Origin of the sequence: Phenylobacterium sp. LjRoot225, assembly GCF_964252855.1 — a bacterium.
Taxonomy (GTDB): Bacteria; Pseudomonadota; Alphaproteobacteria; order Caulobacterales; family Caulobacteraceae; genus Phenylobacterium.
The window spans coordinates 151417-170976 of sequence record NZ_CAXUPL020000005.1; the positions used below are offsets into that span (position 1 = coordinate 151417).

A 19560-nucleotide genomic window follows, 5' to 3' on the forward strand; every position below is an offset into this window, starting at 1 on the left:
AGCAAGCGGAAGTTCGAGGTTCGGCCAACGGCCGCGTCCCCATGAGCGCTGCCTGGCGCACCGCAATGCAAAGAATGTGTAAATCTGTAGCGTCCGCCGACGGAACTTAGGACGACGCTCGTGAAAGCCAAAGAATCGTTCAAAGGGGAGGCCTTAGACAATGTCATCACGGGTAGGAATCTGGAGCAACGCGAAGTCGATCTTAGAGACCGATCATCGAGATCCCGGCCTCGTTCGCCGCGCAGCATTGGGTTTCCTTGCTGCGTTGCTGATTTCCGGGGCTCCTGGCGCCAGCGAAGCGCAGTCCGTTTCGAACGCCGTTGTTACGGTCGATTTCGCATCCTCGCGCGGACCTCGGCTCCACGCCGAGGGAATGAACAATCTTTCCCGGGCCAGGACTTTCACTGATCAGCGGGACGCCGATCTGAAGTTCTACAAAGAGCAAGGACTGCAGGGCGAGATATACCGCGTCTGGGTGGACACCCAGCTCGTCCACGATCAGGCGACCGGCGCCTACAATTACGACGGGATCACCGACTATCTGGCCGACGTCAGCGGCCTGTCCAAGAATCTGCTGGTGGTGATGGACACCCGCGTGCAGATCCGGGATCAGCGGCAAACGCCCGCGCAGCTCAAGCCGGTCATCAAGGCCATCACCCGTGAGCTGAAGGCGAGCTACCCGCAAATCCGCTATATCGAGGCCTTCAACGAGCCGGATCACAACCTCGGCAAGGTTATCAAGCCGGAAGAACTCTACGACTACTACAAGGTGTACTACGAAGCGGTCAACGAGGTGAACCGGGAGCTCAAGCCGGCTATCCCGCTTGAGGTCGGGGGACCTGCCTTCATGATGTACAATGAGGAATGGCTGCGCGCCTTCCTCGACCGCTACAGGGCCGATCCTTCGCGAGACAAGCGGCTCGATTTCATCTCCTACCATGCCTACGGCATGTTCCCGCCGGGCGACGGCGCCCGCGAGGGGCCGCGGGCCTTCCATTTCTACAAGGTCGATCCGAGCGAAGTCGCCGACCAGCGCACGAGACTGGAAGCGGAACTGCGTAGCCGCGGCCTCGACACGAGCATCCCAAGCTTCATCACCGAACTCGGCATCTATCCGGGCCCGTCGTTCGACAACCCGAAGGATCCGCGTCCGGATTACCTCATCCAGGCGGCTGGGGTCCCGTCGCTGCAATACTGGTTCATGGAGCAGCCCCGAACCGTCCCCTTCAACTGGGTGCTTCGTCACTTCAGTGAGGAGCGCAAGGACCAGTTCCTGACCCGAGCGGGCGAGGGCAAGCCGATACCGACCGGGATCCTCACGCCCTACGGCAACGCCATGTTGATGATGTCGAAGCTGAAGGGCGAGCGCGTCGCCGCACGCTCCAACGCCCTGGCCAAGGGCAAGGGCGTCTACGCCATCGGCACCAAGGACAAGAGCGGCGCGGCCGTCATGATCTGGAACTACCAGCACACCGGGGCGCAGGCGTATCAGATCAAGATCGACCTTGAGAATCTGCCGGCGAACCTGCGCAACAAGCCGCTGCGCCAGCGCATGTTCCGCATCGACGATCGAACCAGCAACTATTGGGGCGACCCGGCGCGGGCGAATCTGCAGCAGGTGTCCGAAGCCGTGATCAAGCCCGGCAGGCAGCACGGCTTGGCCGTCGAGCTCAGTCCGAACGCGCTGCAGCTGATCGTCCTCGAGCCCGCGAAGTAGAGCGCGTCAAGCATGGGGGCCTGGCCGATCCTCCATGCCCCTGATCGGAGTTGATGATGAGCTTCAAGGTTTTTGCACTCGCCACCGTGGCGGTTGCGCTCGCCTCGTCCTGCAGCGCGGCAAGGGCGGAGGCGCCGGTCCCGTCGCCGGCGCAGCCGGCAGGCGATCTCGATTCTAAGCTCTCGAGCGACTACCAGCGTCTGACCTCGTTCGGTGAGCGGCCATCGTGGTCGCCCGACGGTCGCCGCATCGCCTTCATGGAGAAGAGCTTCGGCGACGCCTACGAGATCGATCTCGGCGCCAGGAAGGTCCGCCTGCTCACCTATTTCCAGAACGCGGGCTTCCTGCGCGTACAGTTCCTCCCCAATGGCGACTACCTGCTGATCGGCGCGCGCGACTTCAAGGACGTCGATCGCACGCGCTATTTCGACCAGGAGTTCTGGATCATGAAGGCCGATGCGAGCGGCCTGCCGGCGCCGCTGAACCAGAAGGTCTCCGAAGGCGTCGCCATCTCGCGCAAGTCGATGAAGATCGCCTGGGCCAACGATTTCCGCACCTCGCCCGACCTGTTGCCCGAAGGCGAGTGCGCGATTTTCGTCGGCGACATCGTTTATGAGGCAAGCGGCCCGCGGATCGTCGATAAGAAGGAAGCGGTCCGCGTGAAGGGCCTCGGCTGCCGCATGGAGGCGCAGGACTTCCGCAACGACGACCAGGAGCTCGTCTATATCGTCTACCGCGACACACCCACCGTGCGCCTTGCTGACGTCTTCGGGGTCGATCTCGCCACCGGACGGAAGACAACCTATCGCCAGCTCGAGAAGGAGTACAATGAAGCCGAGGGGATCTTCCCCGACGGCAAGTACATCCTCGTCGAATCCGATCGCGAGCAGACCAATGCGCGGGGCTCCAAGACGCTGGATACCTGGAAGCTGCGGCTTGAGCCGAACAGCACGGATTTCACACGCGTGACTCGCTTCGGCGACCTGCGGGGCTACAAGGCGACGAACCCGGTGGTCAGCCCGGACGGCAAGACCGTCGCCTTCCAAGAGGGGTGGACGACCGATATTGCAGGGTCTGGCCACGGCATTTTCCTGCTTCGCCTCAAGTAATCCGCCCGCCACGTAAAGGCTTGCGCTCGCCGCCCCACCTTATGCCGTGCGGGCCATTCTATGCTTCACCGGCAGCTCTCGTGCCGGATGGAAAGAACCCGCTGCCGGAGTAGCCCACGCGATCCGTGCATCGGTTGCGGCTCAGTGACGGGCCGTTGCATCGAACGATCAGGGGGAAACCAATTATGAAAAAAATCGCGAACGCGGACCGCGCTCGCCCGGAAGGGCGCCGAACAAATTCCGCAACGTTGAAAAGCACGGCGATCAGAGTCTTATCCGCCTTACTGGTCTGCGCCGCGGCCGGCACACCAGGCGCAGCGCAGCCCGCGCAGCCAAACGCCGTGATTTCGGTCGACTTCGACAAGTCGCGAGGTCCGTTGCTGAGGACCGAGCGGTATAACAATCTCACCCGGGCGCACCGGTGGGTCGAACAACGCGACGCCGACGTCGACTTCTACAACGAACAAGGCCTGCACGGTAAGATCTACCGCGTGTGGGTCATCGTCGAAGATATCCACGATCCCCAGACGGGGCGCTACAACTACGAAGGGATGGACGACTATCTGACCGACGTGAGCCGGCTCTCGGACGAATTGCTGGTCGTGCTCGACACGCGCGCGTCAATCGGCAAGCTTCGGCGGACTCCCGCCGAGATTAAACCGCTGATCAAGACGATCATGCGAGACCTTAAGCAGCGCCATCCGCAGATTAAATACATCGAGGCGTTCAACGAACCCGACCACAATCTGCGCGACGTGATTAGGCCGGAGCAGCTTTACGACTATTACAGCGTCTATTATCAAGCGGTGAACGAGGTCAACCGCGAGCTCAAGCCCAAGGTTCCGCTACTCGTCGGCGGCCCCGCGACCGGTTCGTGCGGCAGCCCCTGGGCGCCCCTGGGCCCGAACAATATGCAGTGGATACCAAAGTTCCTCGACGCCTATGCGGCCGACCCGGATCCGGGCAAGCGGCTCGATTTCCTGTCGTATCATGCCTACGGCTACTTCAAGAACCAGGCGAACTGCAGCGAGTACACTCCCATCCGGGCAGATCCCAGCCAGCTGGCGGGCCAGCGCGCGCGGACCGAGGAGGAGCTGCGCAAGCGCGGACTCGACGTGAACATCCCGAGCTTCATCACCGAGACGGGGGGGTATCCCGGTCCGTCCTACGACAACAAGCAGGACCCGCACCCGGACTATCTGCGGCAGGCCGCGATCATGGCCTCGTACATGTACTGGTACCTGGAGAACCCGCGCGACGTTCCGTTCAACTGGGTGCTCCGCCACGCGATGGAGGAGCGCAAGGACCAGCTGCTGACGCGCGCCGGTGAGGGCAAGCCGATCCCGACCCGCACCTTCACGCCGTACGGGAACCAGATGCTGATGTTCTCGAAGCTGAAGGATGAGCGCGTCGCGGCTCAGTCGAACGCGCTCGCGAACGGCAAGGGCGTCTACGCGATCGCGACGAAGGACAAGACCGGCGCGGCCGTGGTGGTGTGGAACTACCAGCAGGCCGCCGCCGAGCCTTACCGCGTGACGATCAACATGGATCAGCTGCCGGCGAACCTGCGCAACAAGAGACTGCGCCAGCGCATGTTCCGCATCGACGACAAGGTGAGCAACTACTGGGGCGACCCCGCGCACGCTAACCTGCAGCAGGTCTCGGAGTCGGTGATCAAGCCCGGGAACGGACACAGCGTGACCGTCGATCTGACCGCCAACGCGCTGCAGCTGGTCGTGCTCGAGCCCGCGCGATAGCTGACGCTTGAGAACGCGCGCCTTGTGGAGACGTCACGCACGCCGGGGCGCGCGGCACAAGGTGTGGCAGGCTTACTGCGCCGCTCCGAAAGATCGGCTGCGGGACCACTTGGAAGTGGGGAAAATTCTCACTTAAGAGTGGGGAAGCCCTCCATTGGCGGCCGATGATCTTCGGCTTGGCGCTGGACAGGTGCGGGCGCACGTCGTGGCGCTGGTCGCGCGCAGCTCGACAGCGGCGGAGCCATCGGATCGCTGATCCTGAGCTATGCGCTGCACACGAGCGACAGCTACGCGCAGAGGGGGCGCAACCTTGAGATGCTTCGCTTCGCGCAACCGCTGAGAATATAATTGAAATCTCGGGAGGGATCCGGCGGCGAAGGTCGGACGCGTGCATGATGGGAGCCGGCGGCGGTTTGGCTTTGACGCGGTTCGCAGCGGAACGCCTCGTGCGCGCGGTCGAGAGTGGTCCGGACGGTGTCCTGATGCTAGATCCCGCCGGGACCGTGCAGTTCGCGAACTCGAGCGCGGTCGCAATGCTTGGCGCCCGCGACCGGGTCGGTCTGCTTGGCGCTCCTTGGCTGACGTTGTGGGGCGAGCCGGATCGAGCCGCTGCGAGGGTCGCGCTTGAAGCCGCGGCCGCCGGTGGAACTGGGCGCTTCGTCGCGTCCACACATACGGAGAAGTCGGGGCAGCGGCGCCTGGACATCGCCGTATCGGCGCAGCGCGACGCTGCGGGGGAGCCCGAGGGCTTGCTCGTCGTCTCCAGGGACGTAACTGAGCTTGAAGCTGCGCGTCTCGCCGCCGAGGCGCGCGAACGCGCGGGGGCTGAGGAGGCTGCGCGCCAGCGCTCTGTCGCGGCGATGGTCTCTCTTGCCAGTTGGGAGACCGATTTTCGCCGGAACATCGTGCGTAGGGGAGATGCCGGCGGGATTCGCGAGATTCCGCTGGAGGAGGCGATGAACCGCTATGCGCCCGAGACAAGGGCTCTGTTTTGGGAGCGTACGGAGCGTGTGCGGCTTTCCAGGGAGACCCGCAGGGAGGAGGTGCCTTACACGCGGACGGATGGCGCGCGGGGCTGGTTTCGGGAATATTGCGAGCCGATTGTCGAGGACGACGTGTGCGTCGGCCTTCGGGGGGCCGCGATGGACATCTCCGAAGAGGTCGCGGCGCGGGAGGCCACCGAACGCGCCGAACAGCGACTTCAGCTCGCCATCGAACTGGCGGGCATGGAGGTGTTCGAACTCGATTTCGATCAGCAGAGCCTGGCGCCCGCCGGCTCGTGGGAGACGATCCTTCAAGACCCGCTGCGCGAGGAGGACATCTGGCCGGATCCCTTTCGAACGGTGGACCCGCGTGACCAGGCGCGGGTCCGTGCGGCATGGGCCGAGGCGCTGGAAACCCAGACGCCCATGCGTTGCGAATTCCGCATCCACGGCCGCGACGGCCAGGAGGCGTGGGTCTATTGCGTCGCCGAGATCTTGCAGGAGGGGGGCCGGCCAAAGCGGGCCTTGACCGCCTTGCTCGACATCACCGAACGCAAGCGATGCGAGCTCGAAATCCTTCAGACCATGGCGCAAATGCGCGAGCATGAGGCGCAACAAAAGCTGCTGCTCGACGAGCTCAATCACCGCGTCAAGAACACGCTCGCCTCGGTCCAGTCCGTGGCCGTGCAGACACTGGGCGGGGGGCGCGATCTGCAAGACGCGCGCGATCTCTTCATCGACCGGCTGCTGGCCCTCTCGACTACCCATAACCTTCTCGTCAAGCGGGCCTGGACCAGCGCGTCGTTCCGCGAACTCGTGACGGCCACGCTCGCGCCCTACGGCCACGCTTGGCGTTATGAGGGCCCGGACTTTCGTCTCGCCCCTAACTTCGCCGTGACCTTGGGCATGGTCGTGCACGAACTCGCCACCAATGCGATCAAGCACGGCGCATGGCGCGGGGGCGGTCAGATCGACATCGCCACGGCGGTCGAGCATGGCGAGGCGCGCATAACCTGGAAGGAGAGCGGCGGTCCTCTGGTGTACCCGCCGATGCGGCGTGGCTTCGGCTCCCGCTTGCTCCAACGCGGCGTAGGAGGCGAGCTCGGCGGGAGGGTCCGGATCGAGTTCCCTCCAGAGGGAGCGATCTGCCACATCCAAGCGCAGCTGAGTCCACGCCTGCGTCTGGCGGACTGCGACACGGGTGGCGATTAAGAGCTGGCGCGACAGGCGGGCGTCTAGAGGCCGTCCCGTGGACGTCGGGGTTCAGCGATGAGCGCTTGCCGACCAAGCCTCTTGACTGCGTCGTGGGGCTAGACTCGCCGACCAGCTCAGCCGCGCGAAGATGGGCTGCTGGCGGGACCTAGCGGGTGAGCCGGGAAAAAAGATGCGCCGGGCGTCCCAATCGCCCGGCGCAAGGGGGGAGGATCAAACCAGTGCTATCGCGAACCGAAGGCGTAGCGGAGATTGATGCCGATCTCGCGCGGCGCGGTCATCGTCAACACGCGAACGTATGGAGCGTTGATCGTCGCCGCCTGCGCGGTGCGGAAGGTCGGCGGCTGCAGCGCCTGCACGTTGGTGCCGACCAAGCTGCCTTCGGCGGTGAGCACCTTGGTGGTGTCGAAGACGTTCTTGGCGAACAGCGAAACTTCCCACGCGCCGTCGCGGCTGCGAACGCCGGCGTAGAGGTTGAGCAGCCCGAACCCGTCGACCTCGTCGTTCGCGTTGTTCGGATCGCCTTCGGTCTTCGGCCGGTAGGTGAACAGGCCGCGCAGGTAGCCGTCCATCTCCTCGGTAACGGGGCGGGCGTACTCGCCCTGGAGGGTCAGGTTCCACTTCGGCGTGAACTGCAGCGCACCGTTGTTCAGGCACTCGGACAGGGCCGCGGTTCCCGTCGCAGCCTTCAGCTGGGCGAACGTCGGCGCCTGGGTGAGGACGTCGGCGACGCCATCGCCGTTGAGGTCATTGCAGGCGATGGGCTGGTTCTTGATCTTGCTCTTGGCGTAGCTGAAGGCGCCCGATAGGTTGAGGCCCTTCATCACCTGCCAGGAGGCGTCGACGTCGACGCCGTCGATCTTCGCATCGACGCTGTTGCCGAAGTTGAAGTTGCCGACCGTCTCGCCGAGCTGGTTCTGGTTGACGTAGTAGACCTGCTGGCCGCGTTGAATGAAGTTGTTGAAATCTTGGTGGAAGACGGCGGCGTTGAACAGCACCCGCTTGTCGAAGAACGTCGACTTGAAGCCGACCTCATAGGACTTCGACTTCTCGTTCGCGAGATCAATGTGCCGCTCGAGCGTGGGCGTCAGCGGACGAAACACCCCGATCACGAACGGGCCCGGACGGAAGGCGCTGCCGGTGTTCCCATAGACCATGAAGTCGCTGGTGAATTTGTGCGACAGCGAGACATTGTAGAGCCAGGCGTCAGCCTTATCCTGCTTGTTGTTCAGCACCGGAGAGCCGTTCACGATCAAGCTGTTGCTGTCGCGGTACCAGAGCCGCCGCACGCCGCCGGACAGTTCGGTGGCCTCGCCGATGTGCCAGGTGGCGTTGCCGAAGATTGACTCCTCGTGCGCCTTGCCTTTGCGGGCGACAGGGGTCTGAACGATGCGCGCGAGCCGCCCGCCGATGGTTGCGGCCGACACTTGCATGACGTCGGTGGGCGGGTTGAAGTCCGAGACGTAGACCCCGACGGTGTAGTCGAAGCGCCCGAACAGCGGCTGGTCGGAGGAGAGGCGCAGTTCGTTGGTGGTCTGCTTCGAGCGGGAGAGGACCTCCTGGCGGAGGTCGACGCCGGTGAAGATGTTCGCCGGATCCTGCAGGCTGAAATTGTGGATCTTCTGGTTGCTGTATGACCCAACGTAGCTCAGCTTTTGTCCCGCGAAGCGGTAGTCGGCGTTCGCTGTGAAGGTGTCCTGCTTCTGATCAACTTCGTTGAAGTCATCCGTGATGCCGACGCGGTCCTTCGGGCGGATGATCGGCTGGATCGCGGGTGCGGTCGGCTCGAACAGCGAGAAGGACGCGACCTGGTTGAAGGAACGCTGCTTCTTCTCCAGGTGCTGGTACATCAGGTTGACGGTGATCGCGTCGTTCGGCTCGAAGCGAATGCTCGGACGCACCGCCCAGGTCTTCGACGACGGGGTCAGGCGGTTGTTGATGCTGCCGACGCCGTCGAGGTCGGTGTCATCGATGATGGCCGCGACCCGCAGACCCAGCATGTCACGGATGATCGGTACGTTCACCGCGCCGTTCAGGTTGCGCGCATGCTGGTCGGTGACGGTCAAGTTCCCGTACGCGCCAAACTCCCCGAGGATGGGCCGGCGGGTTGTCAGCGTGATGGACCCCGACGGCGAAGACTGTCCGCGCAGAGTGCCCTGAGGGCCGCGCAGCACCTCGATCTGGCCAATGTCGAACATCGACTGGAAGGCGTAGACCGACTGGATGGTGGCGTCGTTCAGATAGAAGGCGACCGTCGGCTGGGCGCCGGACTCCGCCTGGAACGGCGCGCCGCGGATGGTCGCGGCCGTCGTGAAGCCGTTGGCCCCTGAGGACAGCGTCAGGCCGGGAACGACGGCCTGTACGTCCTCGAACTGCCGGATGTTGAGCTTCTCGAGCGTGGCTCCCGTGACCGCGTTCACGGTCTGGGGCACCTCTTGCAGGCTTTCGGCCTTGCGGCGTGCGGTCACGACGATCTCGCTGAGCATCGTGTCGTCCGACGATGAGGCGGCCGGCTGAGCCATGGCTCCCGTGGCGATTGCGGCCACGCTCGCGCTGGCGAACACCAGCGACCTAACTCTTCTCATTTCAATCCCTCCCAGGGTCCTATGGTTTGCGTTCACGACTCTTGGCCGCGCTCGCGCGAGCGCCGCGGGTCGAGTTCGATGTGGAGCCTTCCGAAGTGCTCAGGCTGAGGGCGTCCGCTCGGCCTTTTCCCGCGATCAGGCCGAACAGTTCGGGTTCTTCGCCTTCGGCAGCGTGATGAAGTTGACGCTGGTCGGCGCGAGCGAGAGGCGGTTCCCCTTCACCTGCGTCGGCGAGATGGCCGGGAGCGTGTCTCCGGGACCGAGCGCCAGCGGCCGCCCGTTGAGCAGCACGGTCCGGCTCTGCAGTTCGGTCGACGTCAGGGCATAGAGATCCGCCGGACCGGAGAAGCGCACTTCGGCGGGCGTCTTCTCGAGATTGATCGCCAGGAGGGTCACCCCGCCCGCGACGCCGCGCTGGCAATGGGCGTAGATGTGCAGCTCTGGCTGAATCGGGCCGGCATCCAGAACCTGGGTTCCCATCAGCCTGCGCCACAGCAGCGCCGCCCAGTAGCTGGCGTTCGGCTCGAAGGTCTTCTCGTCGATCACCCCGTTGCTGCCGCTGATGAGCGCGTGCGTGAAGATCGCATCCAAACCCTGCTTGGCCAGCCGAGCGTGCGCGTCGACATAGCGGAAGGTGTCGAGGAAGGTCGGCTGCCACTGCAATCCGCCGCATGCCGCGCCGCCGGTTTCGGTCAGCCAGATCGGGGCGCCGGGCGCATAGCGATCGCGCAGCGCCTTGATTTCCAGGAACTGCTTGTCGGGGCGGGCGAGGAATTCCTCGGTCAAGGCCTTGTCTACGCTGATCCCCTGCGGGGAGTCGGCCGGGGCGCAACGCTGAGCGAGGGTCGGGTAGAAGTGGTACGAGACGATGTCGAACTTCGGCCTGGGGGTTGCGGCCGCGTACTGTTCGGGTGTCGTTCCCATGATCGCCTGTACGCCGGCGATCCCGAGCGTGGCGTTCCCCGGTCCGGCGAGCTTCACGTCCGGAGCGACTTCCGCCATGGATGCGCGGAAGGTGGCGAAATCGCGCGCGAACTCTGCAGCGCTGAACCCCTTCGGCATGTGCGGCGGCTCGGGCGCGTTGGGTTCGTTGAACAGTTCGGCCGCGTAGATCTCGCCCCCGATCGACCGCGTGTAGGCCACCCAGGGCGTGGCCATTTTCGGCGTCCAGGCGTGGGAGCCGTCGCGCACGCCCTCGCTGATGGTGAAGGAGGTGACGATCTTCGTGTCGACCGCCTTCGCGAACTCGACGGCCTCTTTCCACCTCTCACGGGTCAGCACGACCTTGTAGCCATCCGGCGCCGTGGCCGGCGGCGGCGTGTCGCTGTCGTGGAAGTAGACGTTGTTCGCCGTCGTGCCGCTGTAGCGCAAGTAGAAGGGGGCGAGGCCGGCGGTGAGGGTGCGAAGCCGCGGATTGGTCAGGTCGGTGGGGGCCCGGGGTTCCCGGACCGCAGAAACGTCCTTCGCTACTTCGCCCTTGGGCAAGGCGTCGTACGCCTTCCAGGTGTCGCCGCCGGTCAGGTGCGAGAAGCCGATCTGGTACGATTGGAAGCGCTCATCGACCTTCCGAACGAGGGGCAGGCCGCCAGCGCGGATCTGAACGGACTTCGCAGACGAGCCGCGGACTGGCTCGGCGCTTTGAACGGCCGAAGCAAGGGCAAGCACGCTCGCCCCCACGACTGCCGCCGCGATCATCGGGTTGGCTGAATTCTGCTTCACTGCAAGCTCTCACTGGGCTCGGTCGCCGATTGGCCAGAACGCTATCCCGCAACCATCTCATTGGTCAAATAAATTGACCACGATGCGATTTGGGCAAGCGAGAGCGCACGCCGGCGCGTGTGAGAATGCAGACGATTGTGGGACTTAGCGGCGCTGCTGGCGGCGCAGCAGGGGCGCCGGATAGCGCGGGTCAGCCGGCGCGTGAACGCTTTTTGGGAGGCGCGACGAAGTCGTGACCGGACATGCGACGAATCGACGCTTGGAGCCGGCGCTCGGCGTCATGAATTTCCTGCTGCGTGCGGACGGTCGAGACCATGTGCTGCCGCGCGGCCTCGCTCGCCCGCTCGGGATCCCGGGCCATGATGGCGTCGTAGATGGCCTTGTGTTCGGCCAGCTGCGTGTCGGGCTCGCGCCTGTGCTCGAAGAGGTTTCGGCGGTTCAGGTAGACATTCGAGCGCAGGACGGTCTCCAGGCTGCGCATGACGTGCAGCAGCATGGTGTTGTGGCTTGCGGAGTACATGGCGAAGTGGAAGTCGGCGTCGGACTTCGCGATCTCGTCCGCATCGCCGGCCTCGTGCGCCGCTGACATCCGTTCGAACTGTTCCTGGATGGCCTGGCGGTCCAATTCGGAGGCGCGGGTCGCGGCGTAGCCGGCCGCGGCGGCCTCGACGACGGACCGGAACTCCATGCAATCAATTCGCGCGTCCGGCTCCTCGAAGAGCAGCGCCAGAGGGTCGCGAAGGGTGCTGCCGATGGACTTGCTCACATAGCAGACCCCTTGCGCATCGGTCGTCAGGAGCCCGAGTTGCACGAGCTTGTCGAGCGCAGCGCGCAGGGACGGGCGGGACACGTCCAGCTTCACCGAGAGATCACGCTCGGAGAGCAGGCGTTCCCCGGGCTGAAGCGCGCCTTCCAGGATCAGTTGCTGCAAGTGGTCGGCGACGGCGTCCGCCAGTTTGACCGGCCTGATCGACGTCGACATCGTGCCCGCCTCCATGTGCTCACCTATCCGATGTGGCGCCTCTTCGGTTAGCCGTCAACGCGGTCATCGAACTTGTCCAAACTGGAGAATGGTCAACCCCGCGGATCCGGACGTCTCACCGTGCTCGCGTCGGTTCGGCTGCGACCAGATGGTCCGCGAGGACCTCGAGTGCGCGAACGATCGCGGAATGATCCCAGCCGCCCCCGCCGTGCGCGATACAGGCGCTGAACAGTTGCTGTGCGGAAGCGGTGTTCGGCAGGGATAGCGCCAGGGCTCGCGCACTGGAAAGCGCGAGGTTCAGGTCCTTCTGGTGCAGCTCGATCCGGAACCCGGGCTCGAACGTGCGCTTGATCATGCGCTCGCCATGGACTTCCAGCACGCGAGACGAGGCGAACCCGCCCATGAGCGCTTCGCGGACCTTGGCGGGGTCCACGCCGGCCTTGGAGGCGAAGAGCAGGGCTTCGGCGACGGCCTCGATGTTCAGGGCGACGATGATCTGGTTGGCGACCTTGGCCACCTGGCCTGCGCCCACGTCGCCCACCAGAGTGATGTTCTTGCCCATCAGCTCGAACAGCGGCCGGATGCGTTCGAACGCCTCCGGCTTGGCGCCGCACATGATCGTCAGGGCGGCGTTCTTGGCCCCGACCTCGCCGCCGGACACCGGCGCGTCGACATAGTCGCAACCGAGCGCGGCAATCTTCTCGGCGAAACCGCGGGTGGCGATCGGGTCAATGGAGCTCATGTCCACGACGCATTTCCCCGCGCTCAGGCCTGCGGCCACTCCATCGACGCCGAACAAGACCCGTTCTACGTCCGGAGTGTCCGGAAGCATCAGAATGACCACGTCAGCAGCGGCGGCCACGTCCCGGGCAGAGCCGCAGTCCACGGCGCCGCCGTCCAACAGGTCTTGGGGCAGGGGGCTGTGATGCTGGACGACCCATAGCTGATGGCCGCCGCCCTGGAGGTGGCCGGCCATCGGGCGTCCCATGATGCCAAGGCCGATAAATCCAATCTTCACGTGGGTTGCTCCAAGAAGTTGCGATCAGACGAGGACCGGGCGGCGGAAGATCAGGAGGTCTTCCCGCCGGCGTATCCCTCCGGCAGGGCGAGGATGGCGCGGAAGTCGTTCACATTGGTCCGGGTCGGGCCGGTCACGAGGGTGTCGCCGAGCCGCTCGAAAAAGGCGCCGCTGTCGTGCGCCGCCAGATGGGCGAACGGATCGAGCCCGCTGGCGTGCGCGCGTGCGAGGGTGTCGGGCCCCGCTACGGCCCCGGCCGCACCGCCGCTCGCGCCATCCTCGCCGTCGGTGTCGGCGGCGAGGGCCCACACCCCTGGTCGGCTCCCGAGTTCGGCCATCACGGCGAGCAGGAACTCGGTGTTGCGGCCTCCGCGGCCTGCTGATGCCCCGGTCAAGCTCACCGTCGTCTCGCCGCCGGAGATGAAGACCGTCGGCTCGCGTGCGCACTGACGTACAAGGCCGGCCATCCCGCGGGCGACCTCGCGGCTCTCGCCTTCGATGTCGTCGCCGAGAATCTCTGGCTTGATCCCGGCGGCGCGAGCGACCGCAGCCGCCGCTTCCAAGGCTTTGCTGGGCGTGGCGACGACGCGCACATCGCTGATGATTCTCGGCGGCGCCGGAGGTGGGCTCCGCAGGAGTTTCGCTGCCGACTCCGGCAGGCGTGGCCCCAGGTCCTCTGCGACTTGGCTGAGATCCCGTTCGCCGTCCGGATCGAAGGCCGTCGGCCCAGAGGCGATCGCCGCAATGTGGTCGCCAGGGATGTCGCTGACGCACAGCGTGACAACCCGCGCCGGAGCTGCGGCGGCGGCGAGCTTGCCGCCCTTGATCGCCGACAGCCGGCGGCGCACGGCGTTCATCGTCCGGATGTCGAGACCTGACCGCAGCAGCAGCCGGTTCACAATCCGTTTGTCCTCGAGCGTGACGCCGTCGGTCGGCAGGGCCATGACGGACGAGCCGCCGCCGGAGATCAGCGCAAGGACGAGATCGTCCGCGGCTAGGCCGCGCACCGCCGCCAAGATCTCGCGGGCGGCGATTTCGCTATTGGCGTCCGGAATCGGATGGGCGGCGTCAAGGACGCGGATCCGGTGCGTCGGCGCGCCATATCCGTATGGAACGACGACCACGCCGGAAAGAGCTTCATCGGGCCACGCCGTCTCCAAGGCGGCCGCCATCGAGGCCGCTGCCTTGCCGGCGCCCACGACAATGCAGCGGCCGATCGGCGGCTCGGGAAGGTGGCCTGCCAGGACCCTCGCTGGATCAGCGCTGTCCACGGCGGCCTTGAACATGGATCGCAACACCTCGCGCGCCCAGAGGTCGAGGCGCGCGCTGTTGCCGCCGACCCTCATTGACCTGCGCTCTCCGCGTGAGCCGCCACTTCAAGCGGGCTGTGGCGCGCGCGGCTGGATGGCGCCCACGCGGGCTCGATCATTCTCACGCCTCTACAATGCCCAAGGCCCACGCTCAATGGATAACAATATTGTCCATACGTGACAACCGAGACTTTCCGTCATGCAATGCCGCCCGTCCGGTCCGCAGGGAGCAGGGCGGCGCTTCTAGAACGCGTCCGTGCCATTCATCAGATTGATCTATCTGCATAATCTGATGTCTCGGTGATCGGCGCCGCCTCCTCGCAGGACGTCGTCGAGGGAGGATTCCACCTTCGCAACAAGGTGACGGGGGTGCCGGAGTCATGGTAATATATTTATTCCATTTTGCTTGAGTTCGTCGGCCGCTGGAATTACGGCTGGCCTCACCGGCAAGACCCAGGCAAGAGGGAGGGGCGTCGTTGGTGACTCCCACGAGCGCCAAGCTCAGGCTGACGGCATTGTTCGAGAGCTTCCGCCTCGAGCAGGGAGGAGCGCGATGAGCCTGACCTTGCCGCCCCTTGATCGGGCCGTGCTGCAACGGCGCGATGAGGTGATCCGCGCGTTGCGGCGCATCCTTCCGTCGGCCTCGGTCATCGAGGCGGAAGAGGCTCGTCGCGCCTACGAGTCCGACGGCCTGACCGCCTATCGGCAGCTGCCCATGGTGGTCGCGCTGCCCGAGACGACCGAACAGGTGTCGCAGGTGCTCGCCTGGAGCCATGCCGAGGGCGTGAAGGTGGTCCCGCGCGGCGCCGGCACCTCGCTTTCAGGCGGGGCGCTGCCGCTGGGCGACGCGGTGCTGCTCGGGATGGCCAAGTTCAACCGCGTGCTCGACGTGGACTACGATGACCGGGTCGCTGTCGTGCAGCCGGGGGTCACCAACCTGGCGGTCACCCAGGCCGTGGAAGGCGAGGGCTTCTACTACGCCCCCGATCCCTCGAGCCAGATCGCCTGCACCATCGGCGGCAACGTGGCCGAGAACTCCGGCGGGGTGCACTGCCTGAAGTACGGCCTGACCACCAACAACGTCCTGGCGGTCGAGCTGGTGCTGATGTCCGGCGAGGTGGTCCGCCTCGGCGGCCGGTGGATGGAGCCGCAGGAGCTCGACCTTCTTGGGCTGGTCGTCGGCTCGGAGGGCTTGCTGGGCGTCGTCACCGAAGTGACGGTGCGCATCCTTCCCAAACCCGCCACCGCCATGGCCATGCTGATCGGCTTCGCCTCCGTAGAGGCCGCGGGCCAATGCGTCGCCGACATCATAGGCGCCGGCATCATCCCCGCCGGCATGGAGATGATGGACCGGCTCGCCGTAGAAGCCGCGGAGGCCTTCGTGCAGGCGGGTTACCCGCTGGACGTGGAGGCCTTGCTCATTCTCGAGCTCGATGGATTCGAGGCGGAGTGCGATCACCTGGCCGGCCTGGTCCGGGAGATCGCCGGCACCAATGGCGCCACGACCCAACGGGTCTCGCAGTCGGATGCGGAACGACAGCTCTTCTGGGCCGGCCGCAAGGCAGCTTTTCCTGCGGTGGGCCGCCTTGCGCCGGACTACTACTGCATGGACGGAACCATCCCGCGGGCGCGACTGCCGGAGGTCCTCCGCGGAATGGCGGACATGTCCAGCCGCTACGGCCTCGCCGTGGCCAACGTCTTTCACGCCGGCGACGGCAACCTGCACCCGCTCATCCTCTACGATGCCAATGTCGAGGGGCAGCTCGAGCTGGCGGAGACCTTCGGGGCCGACATTCTGAAGCTTTGCGTCGAGGTCGGCGGCGTGCTGACCGGCGAACACGGCGTCGGGGTCGAGAAGCGGGACCTGATGCCGCTGATGTTCAACGAGACGGACCTCGCCCACCAGCAGCGGCTGAAGTGCGCCTTCGACCCGCAGTTGCTGCTGAACCCAGGCAAGGTGTTCCCTGTGCTGCATCGCTGCGCCGAGCTCGGCCGCGTGCACGTGCACCGCGGTCAGGTCGCCTTCCCCGAGCTGCCGAGGTTCTGACCATGACCTCGCGACCCCGCCTGACCCCGCAGGACCCGGAGGGGGTGCGTGACGCCGTCGCCTCGGCGGTCGCGCGAGGCGAGAAACTCGAGATCGTGGGCGGCGGCTCCAAGGATAATTTCGGCGCGCCCGGCCGAACCGCGGCCCTGCTCGACATGCGCGAGCTCAGTCGAGTGATCGACTACCAGCCTCGGGAACTGACCATCGAGGTCGAGGCCGGCGTCCCTCTCGCCGACGTCAACGCGCTTCTCGCCGAACACGGCCAGACTTTCGCCTTCGACGCCTTCGACCCGGGCGCGATGTTCGGGGGGCCGACTGGCCGCGCGACCGTGGGCGGCGCGATGGCCAGCGCCGTGGCCGGGCCCGGGCGCCTGCAGGGCGGCGGCCCGCGCGATCACCTGCTGGGCTTCGAAGCGGTCTCCGGGCGCGGGGAGCTGTTCGTCGCGGGCGGCAAGGTCGTGAAGAACGTCACCGGCTACGACGTCTCCAAGCTGATGGCCAACTCCTGGGGCCGCATGGCGGCGATGACCAAGCTCACGCTCCGGGTCGCGCCACGCCCGGCCGCGGTCCAAACCCTGGCCTGCGCCGACCTTCGGCCTGAGGCCGCCGTGCAGCTGATGTGCGAAGCGCTCAAGGCGCCGGTGGCGGTCGCGGCCGCTGCTGCTCTGCCCACCGCAACCCTCCTGCGGCTGGAAGGCTTCGAGCGGTCGCTGGCGATCCGTGAGCGACACCTGCGCGAGCGTTTGGCGGGGTTCGGCGTGGTTGAGCCGCTCGACGGCGAGGTGGCCGCGAACCTGTGGCGTCAGACCCGAGAGGCAGCCTGGCTCGCGGACAGCGAAACGCTCTGGCGCATCGGCCTCGCGCCAACTCGCGCCGCGGGGCTGGTCCGGCGGCTCTGGGACCTCGGCGCAAAGACCTTCATGGACCTGGGCGGCGCGCGGATCTGGGCCGGGCTGCCGGCGGAGGCAGGGCCACGCGTGCTGCGCGAGGCGGTGGCGGGGGAGGGCGGCCACGCCACCCTGATCCGCGCCCCGGCCGACTTCCGCACGCAGGCTCCAGCGTTCCACCCGTCAGCGCCCGGGGTGGCCGCCCTGTCTCGTCGGGTGATCGAGAGCTTCGACCCTTGCGGCGTCTTCCGTAGCGGCCGCTTCCACGAGGACGCCGATGCGCACTAGCTTCACCGACGCGCAGCGACGTGACCCGGAGGTCGCCGCCAGCGAGGCGGAGATCCGCCGATGCGTTCACTGCGGCTTTTGCACAGCGACCTGTCCGACCTACGTGCTCTTGGGCGACGAGCTCGATAGTCCGCGCGGGCGCATCTATCTGATCAAGGACATGCTCGAGAACGAGCGCCGTCCGACGCCGGAAGTGGTCACCCATATCGACCGCTGCCTGTCCTGCCTGTCCTGCGTCACCACCTGTCCGTCCGGCGTCGACTACCGCCGGCTGATCGATCACGCCCGCACCTATGTCGAGCGCAATCACCGCAGACCCTGGCCCGAACGCGCGCTCCGGTGGGGCCTCGCCCACATCCTTCCTTATCCCCACCGGTTGCGCCTCGCCTTGCGCCTGGCGCGGCCGATCCGCGGGCTCGCCGGTCCGCTCGGCCGCGCACCTGGGCTGAAATCTGTGGCGGCGATGTTGCGGCTTGCGCCCGCCCAGGAGCCCGCGCCCGCACCAGCCAAGGCTACTCCTGCCATCGGCGAACGGCGTGGGCGGGTGATCCTGCTGCAGGGATGCGCCGAGTCCGTCCTGACGCCGGAGGTCCGAAGCGCCGCGGTGCGTCTGCTGACGAAGGCTGGTTATGACGCCAGCTTCGCCGCCGGGGAGGGATGCTGCGGTGCGCTCGTGCATCACATGGGGCGGCACGAGGCGGCGCTCGTTGCGGCCCGGCGCAACATCGACGCCTGGAGCCGCGCGGCCGAGAACGGACCGGTCGCGGCGATCGTCGTCACGGCCTCCGGATGTGGTTCGGCCGTGAAGGACTATGGCCATCTTTTGCGGGACGACTCCGCCTACGCCGAACGGGCGGCGGCGTTCGCGGCCATCGCGAAGGACGTGACCGAGGTCCTGGATGGCGCGCTGCCGCAGCCCGTCCGGCGCACCGACCTAGCGGTCGCCTTGCATTCCGCCTGCTCGTTGAACCACGGCCAGCGCGTGCGGGTCGAGCCAGCGCGCCTGCTCGCCGTCGCCGGCTTCCAGGTGCTCTCGCCTGCGGAGGCGCATCTCTGCTGCGGATCGGCTGGCGTCTACAACATCCTCCAACCGGACATCGCCGGGCACCTCGGACGGCGCAAGGCGGCGAACCTCGACGGCCTTCGAGCTGACGTGATCGCGTCGGGCAACATCGGCTGCGCCACACAGATCGGCGGTCTGGCCAAGACGCCGGTGGCGCACACGGTGGAGCTCCTGGACTGGGCGATGGGCGGTCCCGCGCCGAGCGCGCTCGCACACCTTCCCGCAACAGAGAGACACCAGACCAATGCCTGAGGTTCAGCTGAGCCTGTCGCCAGCCAATACGATCATTCAGGGCGCGCTGGCGGAAGCTGCGCGGCTGCAGCTGAAGCCGCTGACCGTGGCGGTGCTGGATGCGGGCGGGCACGTGATCGCGCTGCAGCGGCAGGACGGCGCCTCCAACCTGCGCCCCCAGCTCGCCATCGGCAAAGCGGCAGGCGCGCTGGCGCTTGGCGTCTCCTCACGTCAGATCGCCGCCATGGCTGAGGAGCGGCCCCGGTTCGTGGGCGCGCTCGCAAGCCTCGGCGCATCCGCCGCCATGCCAGTCGTACCAGCCGCCGGCGGCGTCTTGATCCGCAACGGGGCCGACCAACTTATCGGCGCCGTCGGCATCACGGGCGACACCTCCGACAACGACGAGCTCTGTGCGCTCGCCGGCGTCCGCGCCGCTGGCCTTCTTGCGTGAACACACACCGCGCTTCCTGATCCAGGATGCGCACCCGCAGGGACGCCGAGACCCGCGACGACCGCGCCGGCGACTGTGGCCGCCTCGAGGCGGCGCTGCGCTCCAAGGCGCAGATCACCAGCACCGCTTACTAACCGGGGCGCCGGACCCGCTGGGCCTCAAGTTCGTGGTGAAGGTCCCCGCGACCACCAGATAGTCGGC

The 19560-nt window shown here is 66.3% G+C and carries 13 protein-coding genes; 8 read left to right on the top strand and 5 right to left on the bottom strand.

Translation table 11 applies throughout. The features are described from left to right. Nucleotides 1–160: 160 nt before the first annotated feature. The 4 genes from ACSQ2B_RS24215 (at nucleotide 161) to ACSQ2B_RS24230 (ending at nucleotide 6778) form a co-directional block, all read left to right on the top strand. On the top strand, nucleotides 161–1717 hold the full coding sequence (locus ACSQ2B_RS24215) for a GH39 family glycosyl hydrolase (RefSeq protein ID WP_436053963.1): 1557 nt from the start codon (nucleotides 161–163) through the stop codon (nucleotides 1715–1717). A gap of 56 nt (nucleotides 1718–1773) precedes the next feature. Then, nucleotides 1774–2826 carry a TolB family protein gene (locus ACSQ2B_RS24220; RefSeq protein ID WP_436053964.1) on the top strand — a complete coding sequence of 351 codons (1053 nt, stop codon included), beginning with the start codon at nucleotides 1774–1776 and terminating at the stop codon, nucleotides 2824–2826. 185 nt (nucleotides 2827–3011) lie between these two features. Then, nucleotides 3012–4583: a glycosyl hydrolase gene (locus ACSQ2B_RS24225; protein ID WP_436053965.1), complete on the top strand. Its 1572-nt coding sequence runs from the start codon at nucleotides 3012–3014 to the stop codon at nucleotides 4581–4583. 392 nt (nucleotides 4584–4975) lie between these two features. Further along, on the top strand, nucleotides 4976–6778 hold the full coding sequence (locus tag ACSQ2B_RS24230; RefSeq protein WP_436053966.1) for an HWE histidine kinase domain-containing protein: 1803 nt from the start codon (nucleotides 4976–4978) through the stop codon (nucleotides 6776–6778). A 224-nt stretch (nucleotides 6779–7002) separates the two neighbouring features. Here ACSQ2B_RS24230 and ACSQ2B_RS24235 read toward each other — a convergent pair whose 3' ends face one another. From ACSQ2B_RS24235 to ACSQ2B_RS24255, 5 genes are all read right to left on the bottom strand, one after another. Further along, on the bottom strand, nucleotides 7003–9363 hold the full coding sequence (locus ACSQ2B_RS24235; protein ID WP_436053967.1) for a TonB-dependent receptor: 2361 nt from the start codon (nucleotides 9361–9363) through the stop codon (nucleotides 7003–7005). A gap of 135 nt (nucleotides 9364–9498) precedes the next feature. Next, complete coding sequence (locus tag ACSQ2B_RS24240) at nucleotides 9499–11082, bottom strand: hypothetical protein (protein WP_436053968.1); 1584 nt, start codon at nucleotides 11080–11082, stop codon at nucleotides 9499–9501. 190 nt (nucleotides 11083–11272) lie between these two features. Then, nucleotides 11273–12064 carry an FCD domain-containing protein gene (locus ACSQ2B_RS24245; protein ID WP_436053969.1) on the bottom strand — a complete coding sequence of 264 codons (792 nt, stop codon included), beginning with the start codon at nucleotides 12062–12064 and terminating at the stop codon, nucleotides 11273–11275. Between the two features lie 115 nt (nucleotides 12065–12179). Beyond that, entirely contained in the window at nucleotides 12180–13082 is a 903-nt protein-coding gene (locus ACSQ2B_RS24250; protein ID WP_436053970.1) for a 2-hydroxy-3-oxopropionate reductase, read from the bottom strand. Nucleotides 13083–13132: 50 nt separating this feature from the next. Beyond that, nucleotides 13133–14428 (bottom strand): glycerate kinase type-2 family protein, encoded by a 1296-nt coding sequence (locus ACSQ2B_RS24255; RefSeq protein WP_436053971.1) that lies wholly within the window; start codon nucleotides 14426–14428, stop codon nucleotides 13133–13135. 517 nt (nucleotides 14429–14945) lie between these two features. Here ACSQ2B_RS24255 and ACSQ2B_RS24260 point away from each other — a divergent pair. From ACSQ2B_RS24260 to ACSQ2B_RS24275, 4 genes are read left to right on the top strand one after another with little or no spacing between them, the layout of a single operon-like run. Then, on the top strand, nucleotides 14946–16439 hold the full coding sequence (locus tag ACSQ2B_RS24260; protein ID WP_436053972.1) for an FAD-linked oxidase C-terminal domain-containing protein: 1494 nt from the start codon (nucleotides 14946–14948) through the stop codon (nucleotides 16437–16439). 2 nt (nucleotides 16440–16441) lie between these two features. Then, complete coding sequence (locus tag ACSQ2B_RS24265; protein ID WP_436053973.1) at nucleotides 16442–17614, top strand: FAD-binding protein; 1173 nt, start codon at nucleotides 16442–16444, stop codon at nucleotides 17612–17614. Further along, entirely contained in the window at nucleotides 17604–18929 is a 1326-nt protein-coding gene (gene glcF / locus ACSQ2B_RS24270) for a glycolate oxidase subunit GlcF (RefSeq protein ID WP_436053974.1), read from the top strand. The genes ACSQ2B_RS24265 and glcF overlap by 11 nt, the downstream gene beginning before the upstream one ends. Next, complete coding sequence (locus ACSQ2B_RS24275; RefSeq protein ID WP_436053975.1) at nucleotides 18922–19359, top strand: GlcG/HbpS family heme-binding protein; 438 nt, start codon at nucleotides 18922–18924, stop codon at nucleotides 19357–19359. The genes glcF and ACSQ2B_RS24275 overlap by 8 nt, the downstream gene beginning before the upstream one ends. Nucleotides 19360–19560: the final 201 nt, after the last annotated feature.

Bases quoted from the DNA above. Each gene is read 5' to 3' on its own strand.
- ACSQ2B_RS24215 (WP_436053963.1), top strand. From the start codon at position 161: ATGTCATCACGGGTAGGAATCTGGAGCAACGCGAAGTCGATCTTAGAG.
- ACSQ2B_RS24220 (WP_436053964.1), top strand. From the start codon at position 1,774: ATGAGCTTCAAGGTTTTTGCACTCGCCACCGTGGCGGTTGCGCTCGCC.
- ACSQ2B_RS24225 (WP_436053965.1), top strand. From the start codon at position 3,012: ATGAAAAAAATCGCGAACGCGGACCGCGCTCGCCCGGAAGGGCGCCGA.
- ACSQ2B_RS24230 (WP_436053966.1), top strand. From the start codon at position 4,976: ATGATGGGAGCCGGCGGCGGTTTGGCTTTGACGCGGTTCGCAGCGGAA.
- ACSQ2B_RS24235 (WP_436053967.1), bottom strand. From the start codon at position 9,363: ATGAGAAGAGTTAGGTCGCTGGTGTTCGCCAGCGCGAGCGTGGCCGCA.
- ACSQ2B_RS24245 (WP_436053969.1), bottom strand. From the start codon at position 12,064: ATGTCGACGTCGATCAGGCCGGTCAAACTGGCGGACGCCGTCGCCGAC.
- ACSQ2B_RS24255 (WP_436053971.1), bottom strand. From the start codon at position 14,428: ATGAGGGTCGGCGGCAACAGCGCGCGCCTCGACCTCTGGGCGCGCGAG.
- ACSQ2B_RS24260 (WP_436053972.1), top strand. From the start codon at position 14,946: ATGAGCCTGACCTTGCCGCCCCTTGATCGGGCCGTGCTGCAACGGCGC.
- ACSQ2B_RS24265 (WP_436053973.1), top strand. From the start codon at position 16,442: ATGACCTCGCGACCCCGCCTGACCCCGCAGGACCCGGAGGGGGTGCGT.
- glcF (WP_436053974.1), top strand. From the start codon at position 17,604: ATGCGCACTAGCTTCACCGACGCGCAGCGACGTGACCCGGAGGTCGCC.
- ACSQ2B_RS24275 (WP_436053975.1), top strand. From the start codon at position 18,922: ATGCCTGAGGTTCAGCTGAGCCTGTCGCCAGCCAATACGATCATTCAG.